The 19,607-nt window shown below is 74.3% G+C and carries 20 protein-coding genes, 1 tRNA gene and 1 pseudogene; 9 read left to right on the top strand and 13 right to left on the bottom strand.

Going from position 1 to position 19,607, the window contains the following annotated elements:
* The first annotated feature begins 135 nt into the window (after window positions 1-135).
* Together ACH443_RS19270 and ACH443_RS19265 are read left to right on the top strand one after the other, a co-directional pair.
* Entirely contained in the window at window positions 136-954 is an 819-nt protein-coding gene (locus ACH443_RS19270; RefSeq protein ID WP_430591217.1) for a DsbA family protein, read from the top strand.
* A gap of 49 nt (window positions 955-1,003) precedes the next feature.
* Window positions 1,004-1,079 (top strand) — tRNA-Thr (locus tag ACH443_RS19265).
* 105 nt (window positions 1,080-1,184) lie between these two features.
* Here ACH443_RS19265 and ACH443_RS19260 read toward each other — a convergent pair.
* Together ACH443_RS19260 and ACH443_RS19255 are read right to left on the bottom strand one after the other, a co-directional pair.
* The gene (locus ACH443_RS19260; protein ID WP_430557975.1) at window positions 1,185-2,084 is read right to left on the bottom strand and encodes an SGNH/GDSL hydrolase family protein; all 900 of its coding nucleotides are present in this window, start codon (window positions 2,082-2,084) and stop codon (window positions 1,185-1,187) included.
* Between the two features lie 69 nt (window positions 2,085-2,153).
* A pseudogene (locus ACH443_RS19255) lies at window positions 2,154-2,758 on the bottom strand (uracil-DNA glycosylase).
* Here ACH443_RS19255 and ACH443_RS19250 point away from each other — a divergent pair.
* From ACH443_RS19250 to ACH443_RS19225, 6 genes are all read left to right on the top strand, one after another.
* Window positions 2,685-2,882, top strand: a complete 198-nt coding sequence (locus ACH443_RS19250) for a hypothetical protein (protein WP_430591242.1) — start codon at window positions 2,685-2,687, stop codon at window positions 2,880-2,882. The pseudogene ACH443_RS19255 and the gene ACH443_RS19250 overlap by 74 nt on opposite strands.
* A gap of 129 nt (window positions 2,883-3,011) precedes the next feature.
* Complete coding sequence (locus ACH443_RS19245; protein WP_429764305.1) at window positions 3,012-3,365, top strand: DUF3263 domain-containing protein; 354 nt, start codon at window positions 3,012-3,014, stop codon at window positions 3,363-3,365.
* A gap of 93 nt (window positions 3,366-3,458) precedes the next feature.
* Complete coding sequence (locus ACH443_RS19240) at window positions 3,459-4,130, top strand: LytR C-terminal domain-containing protein (protein ID WP_430557976.1); 672 nt, start codon at window positions 3,459-3,461, stop codon at window positions 4,128-4,130.
* 134 nt (window positions 4,131-4,264) lie between these two features.
* On the top strand, window positions 4,265-4,468 hold the full coding sequence (locus ACH443_RS19235) for a cold-shock protein (RefSeq protein ID WP_429764307.1): 204 nt from the start codon (window positions 4,265-4,267) through the stop codon (window positions 4,466-4,468).
* Window positions 4,469-4,796: 328 nt separating this feature from the next.
* Complete coding sequence (gene groL / locus ACH443_RS19230) at window positions 4,797-6,422, top strand: chaperonin GroEL (RefSeq protein ID WP_429764308.1); 1,626 nt, start codon at window positions 4,797-4,799, stop codon at window positions 6,420-6,422.
* Window positions 6,423-6,564: 142 nt separating this feature from the next.
* Complete coding sequence (locus ACH443_RS19225; RefSeq protein WP_430591216.1) at window positions 6,565-6,918, top strand: L-rhamnose mutarotase; 354 nt, start codon at window positions 6,565-6,567, stop codon at window positions 6,916-6,918.
* 36 nt (window positions 6,919-6,954) lie between these two features.
* On the opposite strand, the gene ACH443_RS19220 is transcribed toward ACH443_RS19225, so the two are convergent.
* The 8 genes from ACH443_RS19220 to ACH443_RS19185 form a co-directional block, all read right to left on the bottom strand.
* Window positions 6,955-7,245 carry a WXG100 family type VII secretion target gene (locus tag ACH443_RS19220; RefSeq protein WP_429764310.1) on the bottom strand — a complete coding sequence of 97 codons (291 nt, stop codon included), beginning with the start codon at window positions 7,243-7,245 and terminating at the stop codon, window positions 6,955-6,957.
* A 115-nt stretch (window positions 7,246-7,360) separates the two neighbouring features.
* The gene (locus ACH443_RS19215) at window positions 7,361-8,065 is read right to left on the bottom strand and encodes an HD domain-containing protein (RefSeq protein WP_429764311.1); all 705 of its coding nucleotides are present in this window, start codon (window positions 8,063-8,065) and stop codon (window positions 7,361-7,363) included.
* 127 nt (window positions 8,066-8,192) lie between these two features.
* Window positions 8,193-9,806 (bottom strand): sensor histidine kinase, encoded by a 1,614-nt coding sequence (locus ACH443_RS19210; RefSeq protein ID WP_430591215.1) that lies wholly within the window; start codon window positions 9,804-9,806, stop codon window positions 8,193-8,195.
* Window positions 9,803-10,540, bottom strand: coding sequence for a response regulator transcription factor (locus ACH443_RS19205; protein ID WP_429764313.1), 738 nt, complete (start codon window positions 10,538-10,540; stop codon window positions 9,803-9,805). The genes ACH443_RS19210 and ACH443_RS19205 overlap by 4 nt, the downstream gene beginning before the upstream one ends.
* 64 nt (window positions 10,541-10,604) lie before the next feature.
* A complete protein-coding gene (locus tag ACH443_RS19200; protein WP_429764314.1) occupies window positions 10,605-11,237 on the bottom strand; it encodes an NUDIX hydrolase in 633 nt (210 codons plus the stop codon).
* A complete protein-coding gene (locus ACH443_RS19195) occupies window positions 11,234-12,610 on the bottom strand; it encodes an adenylosuccinate synthetase (RefSeq protein WP_430591214.1) in 1,377 nt (458 codons plus the stop codon). Before ACH443_RS19195 ends, ACH443_RS19200 begins: the two co-directional genes overlap by 4 nt.
* 10 nt (window positions 12,611-12,620) lie before the next feature.
* Window positions 12,621-13,580, bottom strand: a complete 960-nt coding sequence (locus ACH443_RS19190; RefSeq protein WP_430591213.1) for a hypothetical protein — start codon at window positions 13,578-13,580, stop codon at window positions 12,621-12,623.
* Between the two features lie 37 nt (window positions 13,581-13,617).
* Entirely contained in the window at window positions 13,618-14,520 is a 903-nt protein-coding gene (locus tag ACH443_RS19185; protein WP_430591212.1) for a hypothetical protein, read from the bottom strand.
* 91 nt (window positions 14,521-14,611) lie between these two features.
* Here ACH443_RS19185 and ACH443_RS19180 point away from each other — a divergent pair, with 91 nt between their 5' ends.
* Window positions 14,612-15,859 (top strand): winged helix DNA-binding domain-containing protein, encoded by a 1,248-nt coding sequence (locus tag ACH443_RS19180; RefSeq protein WP_430591211.1) that lies wholly within the window; start codon window positions 14,612-14,614, stop codon window positions 15,857-15,859.
* Window positions 15,860-15,875: 16 nt separating this feature from the next.
* On the opposite strand, the gene ACH443_RS19175 is transcribed toward ACH443_RS19180, so the two are convergent.
* From ACH443_RS19175 to ACH443_RS19165, 3 genes are all read right to left on the bottom strand, one after another.
* Window positions 15,876-16,490 carry an NYN domain-containing protein gene (locus tag ACH443_RS19175; protein WP_429764319.1) on the bottom strand — a complete coding sequence of 205 codons (615 nt, stop codon included), beginning with the start codon at window positions 16,488-16,490 and terminating at the stop codon, window positions 15,876-15,878.
* Window positions 16,491-16,604: 114 nt separating this feature from the next.
* A complete protein-coding gene (locus ACH443_RS19170; protein WP_429764320.1) occupies window positions 16,605-17,357 on the bottom strand; it encodes a PspA/IM30 family protein in 753 nt (250 codons plus the stop codon).
* A gap of 102 nt (window positions 17,358-17,459) precedes the next feature.
* The gene (locus ACH443_RS19165; RefSeq protein ID WP_430591210.1) at window positions 17,460-19,526 is read right to left on the bottom strand and encodes a TPM domain-containing protein; all 2,067 of its coding nucleotides are present in this window, start codon (window positions 19,524-19,526) and stop codon (window positions 17,460-17,462) included.
* Between the last annotated feature and the right edge of the window lie 81 nt (window positions 19,527-19,607).

The following is a 19,607-nucleotide window of genomic DNA, read 5'->3' as shown; positions in this document are numbered from 1 at the left end:
GCCGTCGGTCGGCCCGGCAGGACATTCCCGGCGAACGTCCAGGTGCCGCGGGTAGGCTTCGCCCCGTCCGGCGCTGCCGCGCCGCCCCGCCCTCCCGAGATCCTCGAGGACACGATGTCGACGAAGAACCCGAACATGACGAAGGCGCAGCGTCGTGACGCGGCGCGCGCCGAGGCGCTCGCCCTGCGCGAGAAGGAGCAGCAGCGCGACCGGCGCAACCGGATCATCACCCTGTCCGTGCTCGCCGTCGCGCTCGTCGCGCTCGGCGTCGTGGTCTGGATGATCCTGCAGCAGGGCGCGAAGAACAACGTCGAGGACGTCCCCCTGGCGGAGGTGACGATGCCCTCGACGGCGCAGGAGAACGGCGGCATCCCCGTCGGCGCCGACAACGCCGCGGGCACCGAGAACGCCGACGCGCCCGTCATCGACGTCTACCTCGACTACATGTGCCCCGTGTGCGGCCAGTTCGAGCAGACCAACGCCGGCGACATCGACGAGATGGTCGCGGCCGGCGACGCGACCGTCGTCTACCACCCCGTGTCGATCCTCGACCGGCTGTCCGCCGGCACCGACTACTCGACGCGCGCGGCCTCGGCCGCGGCCTACGTCGCCGACAAGGCCCCCGAGGCGTTCCCGGCGTTCCACGCGGCGCTGTTCACCAACCAGCCGGCCGAGAACACCGAGGGGCTGTCGGACGAGCAGCTCGCGTCGTACGCCGAGGAGGCGGGGGCGCCCGCCGACGTCGCGACCGCCATCGAGGACGGCACCGCCCGCCAGACGTTCGGCCAGTACGTCCACTCGGCGACGCAGGAGGCGACCTCCGACGAGGCGCTGCAGAACCCGCAGTCGGGCTCGTTCGGCACGCCGACCGTCCTCGTCGACGGCGAGGTCTTCGGCGACTGGGGCACCCAGGGCGCCCTGGGCCAGGCCGTCACCGCGGCCGCCGGCAGCTGACCGCCGCGCGGCACGGCCTACCCGCCCCGGTAGGCTGTGCCGCGCTCCCGCCGCCTTAGCTCAGCTGGTAGAGCTCCCGTCTTGTAAACGGAAGGTCGTCGGTTCGAATCCGACAGGCGGCTCCACTCCCGCGAGATAGAGAACCCCGAGCGCGAGATAGAGAAACCCTGGACGGGGCCGCAACCGGTTGCGGCCCCGTCCAGGGTTCTCTATCTCGCGCTCGGGGTTCTCTATCTCGCGGAGGGCGGGGGCCAGCCCGTGGGCTCGCCCCACTTCGGCGCGCGGCCGTCGCCGCTGGAGGTGTGCTTGATCCGGCGCTGCACCCAGGGGACGACGTGCGTGCGCGCCCACTGCGCGTTGGCGCGGGCCCGCTCGACGAACGCCTGCGGCGGCAGGGGGTCGAGCGCGACGGCGTAGTCGGGGTCGTCCGGCGCCTGGCCGAGGCCGACGAGCGCGGCGTCGGCGACGCGGCGGTGCCCCTCGGGGGTGAGGTGGATGCGGTCGTCGGCCCACATGCGCAGGTCGAACAGGGGGTCGAGTCCCCACAGGTCCAGCACGTGCGCGCCGTGCTTGCGCGCGATGGTCCAGATGTTCGCGTTGTACTGGCCCACGCGGCCGCGGGTCCAGCTCAGCCCGGCGCCCGCCTTGAAGCCCGTGCCGAGGAGGACGTCGGCGCCCGTCGCGCGGATCGTCGCCACGCCCTGCTCCAGGCGGGCCGAGAGCACGTCGATGTCGGCCTGCGGGCGCAGGATGTCGTTGCCGCCGCCGACGAACGACACCAGGTCGGGCTGCATCTCCAGCGCGACGTCGACCTGCTCGTCCAGGATGTGGCGCAGCAGCCGGCCGCGGATGGCGAGGTTCGCGTACTCCATCCCGGGCGCGCCGGCAGCGGTGCGGCGGGTGGACAGTGCGCCGGCGAGCCGGTCGGCCCAACCGCGCTGCTTCGCCGCCGACTCCGTGCCCGCCGGGGCCGGCGTGCCGTCGTCGTACGGGTACGGGTCCCACAGGCCCTCGCTGAACGAGTCGCCGATCGCGACGTAGCGCGTCCACGGGGGGACGGAGGAGGGGGCGGCGCGAGGGGTCGTGCCGTCAGGGGTCGGGGTGGAGTCCTGCGTGGTCACGTCCGCCATTGTGCTCCTCGCGCGGCGGTGGGCGCTCGGGGCGACGACGCCGGACCGGCCCCGGCGGTCCGAACGCCGTCAGGCGAGGCGCCAGTCCACCGGCGTCCCGCCCTGCTCCTCGAGCAGCGCGTTGACGCGGGAGAACGGGCGGGACCCGAAGAAGCCGCGGTACGCGGAGAGCGGGCTGGGGTGCGCGCTCTCGACGGTCGGGACGTCGCCCAGCCACGGCTTGAGCGACGCGGCGTCGCGGCCCCACAGGATCGCGACGAGCGGCCCTCCGCGGGCCACGAGCGCCTTGATCGCGGCCTCGGTGACCTGCTCCCACCCCTTGCCGCGGTGCGACGCCGGGGTGCCGGGCCGCACGGTGAGCACGCGGTTGAGCAGCATGACGCCCTGGTCGGCCCAGGGGCGCAGGTCGCCGTTCGACGGCGTCGGCACACCGACGTCCTCGGCGAGCTCGGAGTAGATGTTGACGAGCGACTTGGGCACGGGCCGCACCTGCGGCTGGACGGAGAACGACAGCCCCATGGGTGTCCGGGCGTGGGGTACGGGTCCTGCCCGACGACGAGCACGCGCACGTCGGCGAGGGGGCGTGAGAACGCGGCGAAGATGTGCGCACCGTCCGGCAGGTACGTGCGTCCCGCGGCGACCTCGGCGCGCAGGAAGTCGCCCATCGCGTGGATCTGCGGCTCGACGTCGGCCAGCGCGGCGGCCCAGTCGGGCGCCATGACCTGGTCGAGCGGCGGCCGCTCCTGCGTCGTCGTGCCGGGGCCGGTCGTCGTCGGGGTGTCCACGCCGCGACGCTAGCGCACCCCGCCCGCGAGTCGTCAGGGCCAAGGGCACGTTGCGATGGTCCTGGCCCGACAGGTCGCGGGATCGCGGCGCGCGGGGCGACGTCGTCGGGACCGGCGCGCGGACGCGCCATACTGGGACGCCATGAGCGAGATCCTGGTCCAGGAGGTCCAGCCGGACCCGGAGGCGTCGGGCACGACGGCGACCGAGTCGTCCGCGGCATCGGCCGCGACGTCGTCGGACGGCGACCTCTCCGACCGCGACCGCGAGATCCTCGCCTTCGAGCGGCAGTGGTGGAAGTACGCCGGGGCGAAGGAGCAGGCGGTGCGCGAGCTGTTCGGCCTGTCGGCGACGCGCTACTACCAGGTGCTGAACGCCCTCATCGACTCGCCGGCGGCGCTCGCCCACGACCCCATGCTCGTCAAGCGGCTGCGCCGGATGCGGTCCACGCGCCAGCGGGCTCGCTCCGCGCGGCGCCTCTCCGACGGTCAGGGCTGACGACGCGCCCGCGACCCGGGCGGACCGGCAGGCCAAGGGCTCGCTGAGAGCGGCCTGGACGGGCGGACGCCCGGAACGGCTACCCTGTCCGCCGTGAGCAAGAGCCATTACCCCTACCCGCCCGACGAGTTCGACGTCCGCGGGCCCGAGGGCACGCCGGTCGGTGTGCATCGTGAGCCGCGCAGCGGGTGGAGCTCGGTGTGGCCGTTCCTGCTGATCGTCGTCGTGTGCGGCGGGCTCGCGGTCGGCATCGTCTCCTTCCTGTCGGACGACGGCGACCCCGCGACGCCCCCTGCCGCCGAGCAGACCGCGGGCGCCGGCGCCGAGCCCGAGGCCTCCGCCTCCGCCGACGCCGAGGGTGAGGAGCCGCCGGCCGACGGCGAGGCGAGCGAGGACCCGGCCGACGAGGAGCCCGGCGACGACGCCTCCGACACGGCGACCGAGCTGCCCGGCGACCCGGCGGCCGCGAACCTCGAGGCGTCCGTCGTCGTCTACAACGACGGTGCGGGCCAGGGCCAGGCCGCGGCCGGTCAGGGCGTCCTCTCGAGCGACGGCGGGTTCGTCGACGTCGCGGCCACGGACGCGCCGGACACGCTGAAGGGCGTCTACGAGGAGACGACCGTCCTGTACGGCGCGGACCGCGCGGACACGGCCAGCGCCGTCGCCGAGGCGCTCGGCGTCGACCCGGCGAACGTGCAGGAGTCCGACGACGTCACGGCCAGCGAGCAGGCCGTCTGGGTGGTCCTCAAGTCGCCCGTGGGCTGACCGTCGTCGCACGTCAGGAATCTCGGATGCCGACATTCCGGACATCGGTGCTTCCCTTGCCGCGATCGCCGCTACTAGGCTCCCCCTCACCGTGGGGTGCCTGCCCTGCGGCCGAGTAGCACAAGGAGAGGTACATGGCCCAGGGCACCGTCAAGTGGTTCAACGCGGAGAAGGGGTTCGGGTTCATCACCCCGGCCGCAGGCGGGCAGGACCTGTTCGTCCACTACAGCGCCATCCAGACCGACGGGTACCGCACCCTGGACGAGGGCCAGGGCGTCGAGTTCGAGGTCGGCCAGGGGCAGAAGGGGCCGCAGGCCGAGCAGGTCCGCCCGCTCTGACCGCGCCGTAGGCCACGCCGTCGACCGTGACAGGCCGGCACCCAGGACGCAGGGACGCGTCCGGGGTGCCGGCCTTCGTCGTCCCCGGGTGGTGCACGCCCTCGGCGAACGTCTTGCACTCGCCACCCGAGAGTGCCAATAATGGCTTAGCACTCTCGGCCTGTGAGTGACAGCCGCCTCCCGGGGCGGCGTTCTCCTGGGCCGCGGGTGAAGCATTCGGGTCGTTCGGTGAGACCCTCCGCGTGCGCGTGACCTGAACGCCGCGGGGTGGGTCGTCCGTCGCGGGCGCCGGCCGGCCATCTCAGCCACCAGCGGAGGATCAGTCCCCATGGCCAAGATCATCGCGTTCGACGAGGAAGCTCGTCGGAGCATGGAGCGCGGGCTCAACCAGCTCGCCGACACCGTGAAGGTCACGCTCGGCCCCAAGGGCCGCAACGTCGTCCTGGACAAGAAGTGGGGCGCCCCCACGATCACCAACGACGGTGTCTCCATCGCCAAGGAGATCGACCTCGACGACCCGTACGAGAAGATCGGCGCGGAGCTCGTCAAGGAGGTCGCCAAGAAGACGGACGACGTCGCGGGTGACGGCACCACCACCGCCACCGTGCTCGCCCAGGCGCTCGTCAAGGAGGGCCTGCGGGTCGTCGCCGCCGGCGCCAACCCGATCGCCGTCAAGCGCGGCATCGAGAAGGCCGTCGAGGCCGTCACCGAGCAGCTGCTCAACGCCGCCGTCGACATCGAGACCAAGGAGCAGATCGCCGCCACCGCCGCGATCTCCGCCGGTGACCCCGCGATCGGCGAGCTCATCGCCGAGGCCCTCGACAAGGTGGGCAAGGAAGGCGTCATCACCGTCGAGGAGTCGAACACCTTCGGCCTCGAGCTCGAGCTCACCGAGGGCATGCGCTTCGACAAGGGCTTCCTCGCCCGCTACTTCGAGACGGACCCGGAGCGCCAGGAGGCCGTCCTCGAGGACCCGTACGTCCTGATCGTCGAGTCGAAGATCTCGAACGTCAAGGACATGCTGCCGGTGCTCGACCAGGTCATGAAGTCCGGCCGCTCGCTGCTGATCATCGCCGAGGACGTCGAGGGCGAGGCCCTGGCCACCCTCGTGCTGAACAAGATCCGCGGCACCTTCAAGTCCGTCGCCGTCAAGGCCCCGGGCTTCGGCGACCGCCGCAAGGCCATGCTGCAGGACATCGCGATCCTCACCGGCGGCCAGGTCATCACCGAGACGGTGGGCCTCAAGCTGGAGAACGCGACCCTCGACCTGCTGGGCCAGGCGCGCAAGGTCGTCGTGACCAAGGACGAGACCACGATCGTCGAGGGCTCGGGCGACGCCGAGCTCATCTCGGGCCGCGTCGCCCAGATCCGCTCCGAGATCGAGAAGTCGGACTCCGACTACGATCGCGAGAAGCTGCAGGAGCGCCTCGCCAAGCTGGCCGGCGGCGTCGCCGTCATCAAGGCCGGTGCGGCCACCGAGGTGGAGCTCAAGGAGCGCAAGCACCGCATCGAGGACGCCGTCCGCAACGCCAAGGCCGCGGTCGAGGAGGGCATCGTCGCCGGTGGTGGCGTGGCTCTCATCCAGGCGGGCGCCGCCGCGTTCCCGAAGCTGGAGCTCGAGGGTGACGAGGCGATCGGCGCGCAGATCGTCGCCGCGTCCGTCTCGGCCCCGCTGAAGCAGATCGCGATCAACGCCGGCCTCGAGGGCGGCGTCGTGGCGGAGAAGGTCAAGAACCTCCCCGCCGGCGAGGGCCTCAACGCCGCGACCGGCGTGTACGAGGACCTGCTGGCCGCGGGCGTCAACGACCCGGTCAAGGTCACGCGCTCCGCGCTGCAGAACGCCGCGTCGATCGCCGCGCTGTTCCTCACCACCGAGGCCGTCGTGGCCGACAAGCCGGAGCCGGCCTCGGCCGCGCCCGCCGGCGACGGTGGCATGGGCGGCATGGACTTCTGATCCGGAGTCCGGCCAGAGCCTGACGGTTCGACGACGGGCCCTCACCCTGCGGGGTGGGGGCCCGTCGTGCGTCCGGCGGTTGACACGGCGTCGTGGGTGCCCGGAGGATCCGGGTCGTGCACCGTGAACCTGGGGGCCGCTCATGATCGTCGCCCTGCACTCGGTCCTGCGGCCGGGCGCCGTCGACGACTACCGCGTCGAGCACGCCGCCATCCCCGCCGACCTCGACGCCGCGTTCGCCCGGGTGGGCATCCACGGGTGGACGATCTGGCGCTCGGGCGAGCGGCTCTTCCACGTCGTCGACTGCGACGACTTCGACGCCGCGATCGCCGCGCTCGACGACGACCCGGCCAACGTGGCCTGGCAGGCGTCGATCGGGCGCTGGGTCGAGGTGTTCCGCGATGCCGACGGCCAGGACGGGTTCGCGCCCCTGGCGCAGGTGTGGTCGCTCGCCGCCCAGCGCGCGGGGACCGCCGTGACGCCCGGACGCGGCTGAGGGCGCCCCGCACGACGCGGGACGCCCCCGTCCGGTTCAGCGGGCCGTGAAGAGCCGCGTGGCCTGGGCCTCGGCGTCCGCGTAGGTGCGCGACGCCGACGACAGGGCCGCCGTCACCGCGTCGAGCGCCGCCTCGACCTGGGTCTGCGTGGCCTGCCACTGACCCATGACTCCCGCGAACTGGGTGGCCGCGCCGCCGTGCCAGCTGGACTGCAGGTCCTGCAGGTGCCGCATCATCGCCCCCACCTCGGAGCGGATCGCCGCCACGGAACCGTTCACCGCCGCGCTCGCCTGCGCCACCCGCTCGCTGTCGACCTCGTACCGCACGTGTCCTCCTTCGTCGCCGTGCCCCCTGCGGGGTTGCCGACGACGACGTTACGGAGGGTGCGGCGCGCGCGGACGCCGTCGTCCACAGGCTGTGGAGAACCGGGCCGGGAGAGGGTCAGGAGGCCGGCTTCTCCTCGAGCAGGCGCCGCTCCTTGAGCAGCCGGTGCAGCTCGCCGTCGAGGTTCTGCCGGGCCGCCTCCTCCCACGCCGCACCCATCGGGCTGAAGTACAGCGACGGGCGCTGCAGCAGCTTGGTGAGCACGCGGACGCGGGCGTCGAGGTAGTCGGGCAGCGGGATGTGCGAGTACTCCGCCCGCACGTTCGCCATGTACGCCTTGTAGCGCTGCGGTTCGGCCGCCAGCATCGCGAGGTCGGCGTCGTTGAGCACCGCCGAGTCGACGTCGTCGGGCAGCGGCTTGTGCCGGTCGATCGAGTCGACGAGCCGCGCGGTGCGCTCCACCGCGGCGTCCGGCAGGCCCAGCTGGGTGAGCTGCGTGCGGGCGAGGTTGGCGCTCACCGTGGTCTGCTCGCCGCCCTGGTTCGCCTGGGCGACCTTGCGCGTCGCGTCGAACACCGCGCCGTGGTACCAGGCCGCGAGGCGCACCAGGTCGGGCTCGTGCGTCTCCTGGGACAGCTCGTCCACGCGGTGCAGGACGTCGGCCAGGTGGCGCAGGTTGTGGAAGTGCCGCTCCGGGGCGGACCACCGGTCGATGAGGTCCTCCCCGACGGAGCGGATCTCCGCGTCGTCGGCGGTCGCTCCCGCACCGTGACAGGTGCGGACGAACGCGGAGAGGAACCACTGGGGCGCGTCGGCGCTCATGACGCCCATCGCAATCAGACCTTCGGTCGTCGGACTCGGACTGTCCTCCTCCTCGTCAGACTACGACCGGGGGGCGACATCGCACCGCGGGCAGGGTGCCGGCCACGCCTGCTGGTCGGCATTCCGGTCAGGTGGAGGAGGACGACGCGCCATCGTAGCCGTCCGCCGACGGGAGAAGAACTCGCACCGTCATCCCGCCGCCGGGCGTCTCGCTCACCGACACGTGGCCCTGGTGCGCGCCGACGATCGCCGCGACGATCGCCATCCCCAGCCCGGAGCCGCCGGACTCCCGGTTCCGCGACGAGTCGGCGCGGTAGAAGCGCTCGAACACGCGGCTCGACTGCTCCGGCGTGATGCCCGGGCCGTGGTCGCGCACCTCGACGACGGCGCCGCCGTCTGGCGCCCGGCCCACCGCCAGCTCGGCCGGCGAGCCGGCCGGTGTGTGCCTCGCCACGTTCCCCACGAGGTTGGTCAGCACCTGGCGCAGGCGGTCACCGTCGCCGGTGACGACGACGCCGGACGGCGCGGGCGCGCCCGGGCCGAGCCCGGTCACCGTGACCTCGCGCGTCGGGTCGAGGGCGTGCAGGTCCTGGGCCGCGTCGCGGGCCATCGCCCCGAGGTCCACGGGCTCGTGGCGCATCGGCCGGCCCTCGTCGAGCCGGGCGAGCACCAGGAGGTCGTTGACCAGCGTGCTCATCCGGCGCGCCGAGTCCTCGATGCGCCCCATGGTGTCGTCCACCTTGGCGGGCGTGTCGAGCGCACCGAGCCGGTACAGCTCGCCGTAGCCCTTGACCGTCGCCAGCGGCGTGCGGAGCTCGTGGCTCGCGTCGGAGACGAACCGGCGCATGCGACGTTCCGACTCCTCCTGGGCGGAGAACGCGCGCTCGATCTGCGCCAGCATCGTGTTCAGCGACGCGGACAGCGAGCCCACCTCGGTCGACGTCGGGCGCTCGGGGACGCGCTGCGACAGGTCGCCCGCGGCGATCTCCGCCGCCGTCGCCTCGATCCGGCGCAGCGGTCGCAGCGACCGGTGCACCAGCAGGAAGGAGATCGCCCCGCCGAGGATGACGATGCCGAGCGCCGAGAACAGCAGCGAGCGCGTGAGGTAGGCGACCGTGTGCTGCACGTTCGCCAGGGGGTAGGCGACGTACGCGATCACCTGGTTCGTCGGGTCGGCGAGGGACGCGACCCGCCACTGCGTCGGCGTCGTGCCCCCCGACCCCTCGACGGTGAACGGCTCGCCGTGCCGGTCGTGGACCTCGCTGTACGTCTCGACCGGGATGTCCGGGGTGCCGTACTTCTCGATGTTGGGGGTCCAGCCGATCGGGTCGCTGCTGACCTCGCCGGTCGAGTCCCGGAAGATGACGACGTAGTCGGTGGGCGGGCCGGAGGTGGGGGACTCCGACTGCCGCAGGGTGAGGTTCGCGACCCCCTGGGCGGACTGCCGCAGCTGCTGGTCCACCTGGTCGACCAGGTACGTCGAGACGACGGTGCGCGTCACGACCGCCGCGAGGATGAGGCCGGCGGCCAGCACGAGCACCGTGATCACGACGAGGCGGGTGAGCAGCGGCAGCCGCTCCAGCCACGTCCAGCGCCCGGACCGGCCGGGCGGCGTCGCGGCGGGCGGGTCGGTCGTGGACCGCGGGTCGGCGGGAAGGGCCCGGCCGTCCGCCGTCGTGCCGGTCACCGGCGGGGTCGTCGCGTCCGCCGTCCCCGGCGCGCCCGGCGTGGGCGCGCTCATCGCGGCGCCTGGGGCGCCCGCAGCAGGTAGCCGACGCCGCGCTTGGTGTGGATGAGCGGCGGCAGCGTGAGGTCGTCGCCGTCGGGACCGGTGACGGTGAGGTTGTCGATCTTGCGGCGCAGGTACGAGATGTAGGACTCGACGATGTTCGCGTCGCCGCCCCAGTCGTACTGCCACACGTGGTCGAGGATCTGCGCCTTGGACAGCACGCGGCCGGCGTTGAGCATGAGGTAGCGCAGCAGCTTGAACTCGGTGGGGGACAGGTCGATCTCGACGCCGGCGCGGCGGACCTCGTGCGAGTCCTCGTCGAGCTCCAGGTCGCCGACGCGCAGGACGGCGTCGTCCTCGGGCTCGCCCGCGTGCGTCCGGCGGAGCACCGCGCGGATGCGCGCCACGACCTCCTCCAGGCTGAACGGCTTCGTGACGTAGTCGTCCCCGCCGACGGTGAGCCCCTGCACCTTGTCCTGCGTGTCGTCGCGGGCGGTGAGGAACAGCACGGGGGTGTGCCGGCCGGTGGAGCGCATGCGGCGGGTCACGGTGAAGCCGTCCATGTCGGGCAGCATCACGTCGAGCACGACGAGGTCGGGCTCGACGTCGCGGACGAGCTGCAGCGCCCCGTTCCCGTCACCGGCGGCGTGGACCTCGAACCCGGCGAAACGCAGGGACGTGGACAGCAGCTCGCGGATGTTGGGCTCGTCGTCCACGACGACGAGACGTGCCTCGGGTGCGCTCATGTCCTCAGTGTGCGACCGGGGTCTGAGCGTTGCCTGGGAAGGGGCTCGGACGGTGCTGGTGCCGTCAGGTCCAGCGCCAGACCTTCGCCGGGCGCCCGCGGCCACCGTGCGCCAGGCCGGCCTCCACGAGGCCGGGGAGCCGCGCCAGGTCGCGGTTCAGGTTGCCGCGGTGCACGCGACCCGTGAGCTGCTCCGTGATCGCGACGGCGTCGGTGGCGGTGAGCTCGGGCCCCGTCAGCGCGCGCGTGAGGCCCAGGTCGCGCCAGAGCATCCCGGCGACGAGCTCGCGGCTCGCCGCCAGGATCTGGTCGTGGTCGAACGCGAGGTGCGGGGCGTCGTCGACCGGGAACCACGGCCCGCCGGGCGCGGGCGCGCCGAAGGGGGACCACGCCGCCCACATGGCGACGGACAGGGACGGCCCGCGGGGGTCGCGGGTCGGCTCGTCGAACGTGCGCAGCTGGCCGAGCGCCCCCGGCGCCGTCGGCACGGCCACCTTGTCGAGGGCCCGGGCCGCGGCGTCCACGAGGCGCTCCCCGCTGTGCACGACGACCCCCGGGAGGGCGATCTCGCCGCGGTACGGGTCCTGCGGGCGCTCGGGGGCGGCGAAGAGGACGCGTCGCGCGGCCCGGTCGTAGGTCAGGGCGACCACGTCGACGGAGACGACGCTGAAGATGTCGGGCGGGGTCATGCTGATCATGCTGCCCTGCTCGCGGGCCCGTCCCCGACACGCGGCGAGCGGTCGGTGCGGCGCGGGCCGTCCGCCGTCAGGACGACGGGGGCCCCGACGGCGTCCTCGACGAGCCGGAGGACCGCGGCGGGGTCGTCGGGCAGCGGGGCGAGGTCGGGGAGGGCGCTCGCCGCCGCCGCGGTGAGCCGCTCGGCGCGGGCGAGGTCCGGGTGCGCGGCGAACGTGAGGGGCTGCCTGTCCCCGCCCCAGGAGCCGGCGACCTGGAGCGGGGTCCCCGCGGCCGCGGCGGCGGCGATCGCGTCGAGATGGCTGACGGCGACCCCGTCGACGCGCCCCGCGACCCGCGAGGCGTAGCGCAGGGCGGGCAGGTCGAGGTGCCCCGTGCGCCACCCGCCCTGGTAGCGGCCCTCCCGGTTGTCCGGCTCGGGCAGGACCAGGCCGGCGTCCTCGGTCGGCATGGGGCCCGCGCCGTGCCGCGTCGAGTAGGTCCGGGTCAGCCCGAGCACGAACGGGCGGTGGCCGGCGGCCTCGAGCTCGCGGACCAGGTGGCGGGGCGTCACCGTCGACCAGGTGGTGTGCGGGTGGAAGCCGTGCCACTCGTCGAGGAGCAGGCCCTGGCTGCCCTCGAAGAGCACCGTGCCGGCGCCGAGCGCGTCCCCGAGCCGGCGGTCGATGTCGTCGGTGATCTCGACGTCGCCGGCGATCGCGCACAGCAGCGACGCCATCTCCGACACGGACGGGTGCGCCACGTCCCCGTCGTCGACCGACTCGAGCAGGGGGGCGGCGTACCGGGCGAGCGCGTCGAGCGCGGCGACCGTGCGACGCCGGTCGCGCAGGGTCGCGAGCGTCGGGGCGGGCCCGGGCGGTGCGGCGGCCGGAGCGGTGAAGTTCCCGACGGCGTCGCCGGCCCGCGCGCGGGCGCGCACGGCGAGGTCGTAGGCCACGGTCTCGCCGATGCCGAGGCCCGTCGAGCCGTGCCGGCCCGCGCCGCGCGCGAGCTCCCGCGCCCGGTTCATGGCCGCGTGGACCGGCGTCGTGACGAGGCACCGGGCGTCGGCGACGACCAGGCCGAGGGGGTCGTGGACGCCCTGACCCTCGAGCGCGTGCGCCTCGGCCGCGAGCAGCACCGGGTCGACGAGCATCGGCGCGCGCAGCACGGTGCGCACGTCCAGGAAGGTGCCCGACCCGAACTGCCGGAACGTGTGGTGCCGGGCGCCGTGCCGGACGTTGTGGGCGGCCTGGCCGCCGCCGGACCACCGCACCACGGCCACGGCGTCGGGCGTGCCGGCCGCGAGGTGGTCGACCGTGGCTCCCTTCGACTCGTCGCCGTACCCGAGTCCCACGACGACGATCGCCTGCCGTGGTGCCGTGGTCAGCATCATGGGGTCCTCCCTAGAGGTCGGCGGGCAGGAGGCCGCCGGTGGCGGCGTCGCGGCCGGTCGTGGCGAGGCCGGCCAGGGCCTTGCCGACCGCGGCGGCCCCGGTCGACCCGATCGTGCCCAGGTCGGCCAGGCCCTCGTCGAGCGTGATGGCGTCCTCCATCATGCCGACCGTCAGCGCGATGAGGTCGCACACCGCGTCGGGGTCGTCGAGCTTGAGGAACCGCTCGCCGAGGAGGTCGCGCCAGTGCTCCTCGAGCCACGGGGCGTCGTAGTAGGCGGTGAGGTTCGGGACCACGAAGTAGACGTGGAACTTCTCCTCCAGCCGGCGGTACACCTCGCGCACGTCGAGGTCGCGGAACGCCCGGTCGCCGACGAACTTCCGGATCGAGCTCGCGAAGAGCCGGTCCTTGTTGGCCTCGTCCCCGATGAGGAAGCAGTAGCCCTTGCGGCCGCGCCTCTCGAGCGAGTCCAGCCGGGCCCGCGTCGCGAGGAAGTGGGCGGCCAGGGCGTAGCCCTCCTTGCCGTCGCCGCCGCCCCCGCGCTCGAGGTAGATGTCCCGGAGCTGGGCGTCGATGCGGTTGTCCGACTCGAACTGCCCGACCTGGAGGGGCACGGCGTCGAACACGTCGTCCCCGATCGCGCCGACGAGGATCTGCGGGTCCTGTGCGTACCCGCCGCGCGTGAGGAGGCCGAGGAGGTCGGGCAGCCGCCGCTGGAGGGTCATGGGGACCTGCCCCATCGAGCCGGTGACGTCGAACAGGACCGCGATCGGGGTCGAGCGCGGGTGCTCGGCGCTGTCGCGGGCCTCGCGGGCCGTCGCGCCGAACGCGTCGAGGTCGGGGGCCGCGGTGCGCTGGTCGCGCGGCACGCCCCGCATCCTCGTGGTGTAGCCGAAGTCGTCCTGGCCGCGCGCCCTGCGCGCGGCCGCGGCGGCGGTGTAGGTGCTGGTGTCCCACTGTCCTGCGCCCATGAGGGGTTCCTTTCGTCGGGGCCGGTCGGCCCGTGGTCTACGCCGCGCCCGGGAGGGCGAACGGGCGGTATCGCCGCGCGCCGTACAGGTGGCGCAGCAGGAGGTCGTACTCGGTCCGACGGCGACCTGCGTGGAGCGACGCCGAGGCCCGGACCCAGGCGCGCTGGCGGGCCGCGTCGGGGCGGTCGTCGAGCAGCGCGTCGAACAGGGCGGCGAGCCCTGCGTCGGAGGTCGTCGCGCCCCAGCCCGTCAGGACGACGCCGTGCCGGGCCGGGTGCACGAGGACGGTGTCGACGTCCAGGGCCGCCGGCTCTCCCGCGAGGTCGAGGGCCAGGAGGACGCGGCGGGCCATCCACGCCCAGTCGCGGCCGTCGAGGCCGCCCGGGAAGGCCGTGCGGACCTCGCGCAGGGTGTGCAGCCCGTCGGGCAGCCGGGCCGCGACCCAGGCCCGGTCGGCCGTGGTGCCGCCGTCGACCGGGGTGGGGGCGAACGCGGCGGCGCCCGCCGTGGCGAGCGCCCGGGCCGCCGCCCGGAGCCGGTCGGTGCCCCGGTTCTCGGTGCGGCTGAGCATGACGCGGACCAGCGGGTCGTCGGTCGCGTACGTGCTGATCAGGTCGGCGCGGTGGAGGCGGTCGCGCAGCCGGTAGGTGTCGTGCCGGCCGACGACGTGCGGTGCCGCCGGGCCGGCCGTGCGCGCCGGGGCACCGAGCCGCCACTGCTCGTACAGGTCGTTGAGCCGCGCCGTCGCCCGCTGCGCGACGTCGGGGGCGACGCCGTGGCCGACCGCCACGTCGGGGTGGACGAGGGCGACGAGGCGGCGGTAGGTCCGGCGGGCCCGGCGCGCGGCGGTGGCCTCCGCCGGTGCGCCGGCGAACAGGTCCGCCGCCGTCCGCGCGGCGGTGATGTCGGCGACGGCCTGGGCCGGGGTTCCTGCGTCCATGTTTTTACTCTAGACGAGTAATAAGACTCGCTGCAAGGGGTGGCGCCGTTCTCCGCGTCGCGGTGTCGGCGGTGGGGCCCATGATGAGCGGGTGCGGATCACGGGGGAGCAGCGCCGGCGGCGCCTGGTCGGACGACAGCTGGCGCTGGGCGTGGGCCGGCCCGGGTCACCGGCGGTGACGACGCCGGAGGACGTCACGCGGAGGTTGGTCGCGCTGCACGCGACGGACGCGCCGAGCGTGCACCTCGCGGTCCTCGCGCGGGTGCCCGGGCTCGGACTCGACGACGTGCGCGACGCTCTCTTCGAGCGGCGCAGCCTCGTCAAGGTGCTGGGCATGCGGCGCACGATGTTCGTCGTGCCGCGCGACCTGGTGCCGGTGGTGCACGCGGCGGCGTCGGCCCCGGTCGCGTCGCGGCTGCGGGCGCGGCTGCTCAAGGAGCTCGCGACGCTGCCCACGGACCCGGCCGTCGACGACCCCGAGGCGCTGGTCGCGGCCGCCGAGGCGCAGGTGCACGCCGCCCTCGCCGCCGGTCCGCTCGACGGCGCCGAGCTCTCGAGGGCGGCGCCGCTCCTGCGCACCGCCTTCCTGCCCACCACGGACAAGGCGTGGGACGTGCGCCGCACCATGACGTCGCCGCTGCTGTCCCTGCTGTCGGCCGAGGGCTCCGTGGTGCGCGGCGAGCCGCGCGGGGCGTGGTCGTCGCCGCGGCACGTGTGGTCGCCGATGACCGACTGGTTCCCCGACGGGATCCCCGCGATGGACGAGGAGGCGGCCCGGGTGGAGCTCGCCCGGGCGTGGCTCGAGGTGTTCGGGCCCGCCACCGTGGCGGACCTCAAGTGGTGGACCGGCTGGAACCTCGGGCAGGCGCGCCGCGCCGTCGCCGCCCTCGACGTGCGCGAGGTCGAGGTGGAGGTCGGCCCGCCGGGAGAGGACGCCGTCGTCGCCGACGGCGTCATGCTGCGCGACACCGACCTGGACGCCGACCTCGACCCCGCGCTGGACGACGTCGTGGACGGTCACGCCGCGCTGCTGCCCACCCTCGACCCCACCACCATGGGCTGGACCGCCCGCGACTGGTACCTGGGCCCGCACCGCGAGCGGATCTTCGACAGCGCCGGCAACGCGGGCGCGACGGTGTGGTGGCAGGGGCGGATCGTCGGGCTGTGGATCGTGCGACCGGGCGGCGACGTCGCCTGGCGCCTGCTCGAGGACGTCGGGGCGGACGGCGAGGCCGCCGTCGCCGCCGAGGCGGAGCGGCTGCGCGCCGTCCTGGGCGGGAGCACGTTCACCCCCGGCTACACGACCCCGCTGTACCGGGAGCTGCTCGCCGCCGACTGAGCCGGCCCACGACGCGTCAGAGGTAGCGCAGCGGGTCGAACTCGTCGAGCGGGATGATCCGCACGCGCGGCAGCGGGGCGGTGAACGCGTCGGCGTCGCCCTCGAGGTCGAACATCTGCAGCCCGCGCTCGGAGAGCTGCGCGAACTGCCCGTTGACGAACTCGCGGAACGCCAGCAGCCCCACGCGACGGTCGTCGTCGAGCAGCGCCTCGATCTGCGGCAGGAAGTCGCCGTCGTGGCTCGCGAGCAGGACGTCGCCGTCCCGGTCCGCCAGCGCCTCCAGCGTGCGCTGGATACCGACGTCGACGACCTTCTCCGTGCCGGACGACGCCAGCGGGATCGGCTTGTAGCCCATCGCGAGCAGCGCCTGCACGAACGCCATCGGCATCTGCCCGCTGCTGGCGTTGAGGAAGAACAGCGGGACGACGTCCTGGTCCCACAGCTTCTGCGCGAACGTCGAGATGCGGTCCCAGCGGGGACGCTCCTCGGGGTTCGGCCTCCGGTTCAGCACGTTCATGCCCAGCGTGGCGTCGATGTTCTCGCCGTCCACCAGGAGATAGGTGCGGCGGCCCGCGGGCTCGGCGGGGGTGGACGCGCTCGCAGGGGCCGGCGCGGAGAAGGCGGGAGACATGCCTCTCAGAGTATCCGTGTCGGCCGCCGGGGCGGTGCGCGGCCCGGCGAGGCAGCCTGGGAACTACCTCGCCGGGACTCGTACCACCTGGCCGGACTCGTCCTCCCTCGCGGGTCAGGCCGGGTCGGACGGGGAGATCTGCGGCGCCGGCGCGTTGCCGGCCTTGAGGGCCGCGAGCCGGGCCTCGAGCTCGATGTCCGCGTCGGAGGCCTCCAGCTCCGCGAACTGGGAGTCGAGGGACGCCGCGGCGACCTCCGCCTGGCCCATCGCCATGGCCTCCTCGCGGCGCACGGTCTCCTCGTAGCGGGCCAGCTCGCTGGTCGGGTCGAGCACGTTGATGGAGCTGATCGCGCCCTGCACGGTCTGCTGCGCCTGGGCGGCCTTCTGACGGGCGACGAGCTGGTCGCGCTTGGACTTCAGCTCGCCCAGCTTGTCCTTCATCGCGGCGAGGCCCGTCTTGAGCTTCTCGACCGTGACGCGCTGCTGCTCGATCATCGGCTGCGCCGTCTTGACCTCGGACTCGGCGTCGAGCTGCTTGCGCAGCGCCACCTTGGCCAGGCTGTCGAACTTGTCGGCGTCGGCGGTGTTGCCGGCGGTCCGGTACTCGTCGGCCTTGCGCGACGCGGCGAGCGCCTTGGTGCCCCACTCGCTGGCGGCCTGGACGTCCTCGTTGTAGTCCTGCTCGGCGAGACGCAGGTTGCCGATGGTCTGGGCGATGGCCTGCTCAGCCTCGGCGATGTTGTTCGTGTAGTCGCGGACGAGCTGGTCCAGCATCTTCTGCGGGTCCTCGGCGCGGTCGAGCAGCGCGTTGATGTTCGCCTTCGCGAGCTGGCTGATGCGCCCGAGGATGCTCTGCTTCTGCGTCATGGTCGTGCTTCCTTCCGTCGCCCTGCTGAGATGGTGTGCCGTCGTCGTGTGCCTGCCAGAACGTGCGCCGTGCCGGACCGGTTCCGGCCCGGGCCACGGGGGTCAGAAGCGGCCGCCGCGCGACCTCCCGCCGCGCCCGCCGGCACTGCTGCGCCGGCCGCCGCCGAAGCCGCCGCCGCCCCGGCCGCCGCCGAACCCCCCGTTGCCGCCCCGGCGCCGGCCGCCGCCGTACCCTCCGCCGAACCCGCCGCTGATGCCGCCGCCGGACCCGCGCAGCACGGAGTCGAGCAGGATCCCGCCCAGCACCATGCCGCCGACGTTCGGCCCGCCCTGCCCGCCCTGGTTCGCGCCCCACGACGAGGTGTCCTGCTCCGCGAGCTGCGTCGCCTGCTGCGCGTACCGATCGGCCCGCTGGGCGCGCTCGAGGGCCGCCGTCGGGTCCTGCGACTGGAGCGCCTGGGCCTCGGCGACGAGCCGCGCCGCCTCGGCCAGACGGGTCCGGGCCTCGGGCCCGACGGCACCACGACGCGTCGCGACGTAGTCCTGCGTGGCACGCACCTGCGAGTCCACGCGACCGAGCGTGTCGCGCAGGAAGGCGCGGGCGCGCGCGTCCGCCTCCGCCTTCTCGCGGGCCGGGGCGAGGGCGGCGTCCAGCGCGGCCTCGGCCGCGGTGAGCCGGCGCAGCGCGGCGAGCGGGTCGCCGCCCGAGCGCGCGTCGCGCGCCTGGGTCATCGCGGCCTCGGCCTCGGCGAGCGCCGCGGCCACGGCCGCCCGGTCCGCCTGGCCGTCGGCCGCGCCGCCGGCGGGCGCGAGGCGGGCGGCGTCGGTCACGTCCTGGCCGATCGACGCGAGGCCCTTGTCCAGGTCGGCGCCGGCGGTGGCGAGCTGCGCACCCGCCTGGTCGACGGCGTCGAGCAGCGTCGCGGCCTGGCCGAGCGCGTTCTGCGCCGCCCGCAGGTGCGCGACGGCGGCGGAGCGGGTGCGGCCGGTGAGCGCGGCGCGGCCCGACGCGACGGCGTCGCGGGCGTGCGCCACGAGAGCGGTCGCCTGGTCCGGGTTGCCGCGGACCGACGCCAGCGCCGACGTCGGGTACGACGCCGCGAGCCCGTCGAGCGTCTCGCGCGCCACGGGCACGCGCGCCTCGATCTCGCCGGCGCGCTGCTCGGCCTCGTCCAGCAGCTCCGGGGCGCGCTGCTGGAGGGAGCGCAGCTCGTCGAAGGCGTCCGTCTGCGCGTCCAGCGACGCGCCCGCGTGCTCGGTCAGCTCGAGGATGCCGGCGAGCAGCTGGCGGCGGCGCGGCTCGCTGTCCGGCACGTCGTCGTCGAGCTCCTGGCGCAGATGGAAGGCCTGCGCGACGTCGGCCTTCGCGGCCTCCAGAGCCGCGGAGAAGTCCTGCGTGGCCTCGAGCCCGAACTCGGCCTGCGCGAAGCCGAGCTCCTGCTCGGACGTGCGGACCGCGTCGTCGATCTCGACGAGAGCAGCGCCCACCCGACGCTCGAGCTCCTCCGTCGGCACGGCCGACACGTCGCCCGGCCCCGCCGGGGCGGTGGCGACCTGGTTCTTGCGGCGCGACCGGACCCAGAGCCAGCCTCCGACCCCGCCGGCCACGACGAGGCCGCCCACCGCGGCCGCCACGCCCCAGCCGCCGCCGGACGACGTCGTGCCGCCGGTGCGGATCGTGTCCGCGGCGGCGATCGCGGCGCCGGCCCAGTCGTCGTCGCGCAGGTGGTCCTCGGCGACCTGCTCCACCTGGTCGAGCTGCGCGTCCGAGAGACCGTTGTTGGTGTCCACCGACAGCCCGTACGCGCGGCCCTCGGTGGCGACGGCGAGCAGCAGGTCGTTCACCCCGAGGCCCGCGTCCGTCGCGGTGCGGTTCGCCCAGTCGCGGCCGTCCGTGCCGTCGAACGACTCCACGTAGACGACGAACAGCTGGTACGGCGTCTCGTCCGCGAGCTGGTCGAGCGAGGTCTGCACCCGCGCCTCGTCGCCGTCGTCGAGCACCCCCGACTGGTCGGTGATCTCGCTGTCGAGCTGGGTCAGGGGAGGGACGGCGGAGGCGCTGGGCGCGAGGACGGCGGCGCCGGCGAGGGCCAGCAGCAGGGCCAGCACGCACGCACCGGCGGCCGCTGCGGCGCGGCGCGGCGCAGCGGGGACGACACGGGGATTCACGACCCGATCGTGTCGCGCGCGGGCATCCGACGCAATTGCGGCACCGACGGCGGGCGGACGCCCGCACGCCGAGTCGTCCCT

This window comes from Isoptericola sp. NPDC019571, from assembly GCF_044389385.1.
GTDB classification, from domain to species: Bacteria; Actinomycetota; Actinomycetes; order Actinomycetales; family Cellulomonadaceae; genus Isoptericola; species Isoptericola nanjingensis.
The sequence above is the reverse complement of the archived record's forward strand: the minus strand, read 5'-3'. Positions and strand labels throughout refer to the sequence as shown.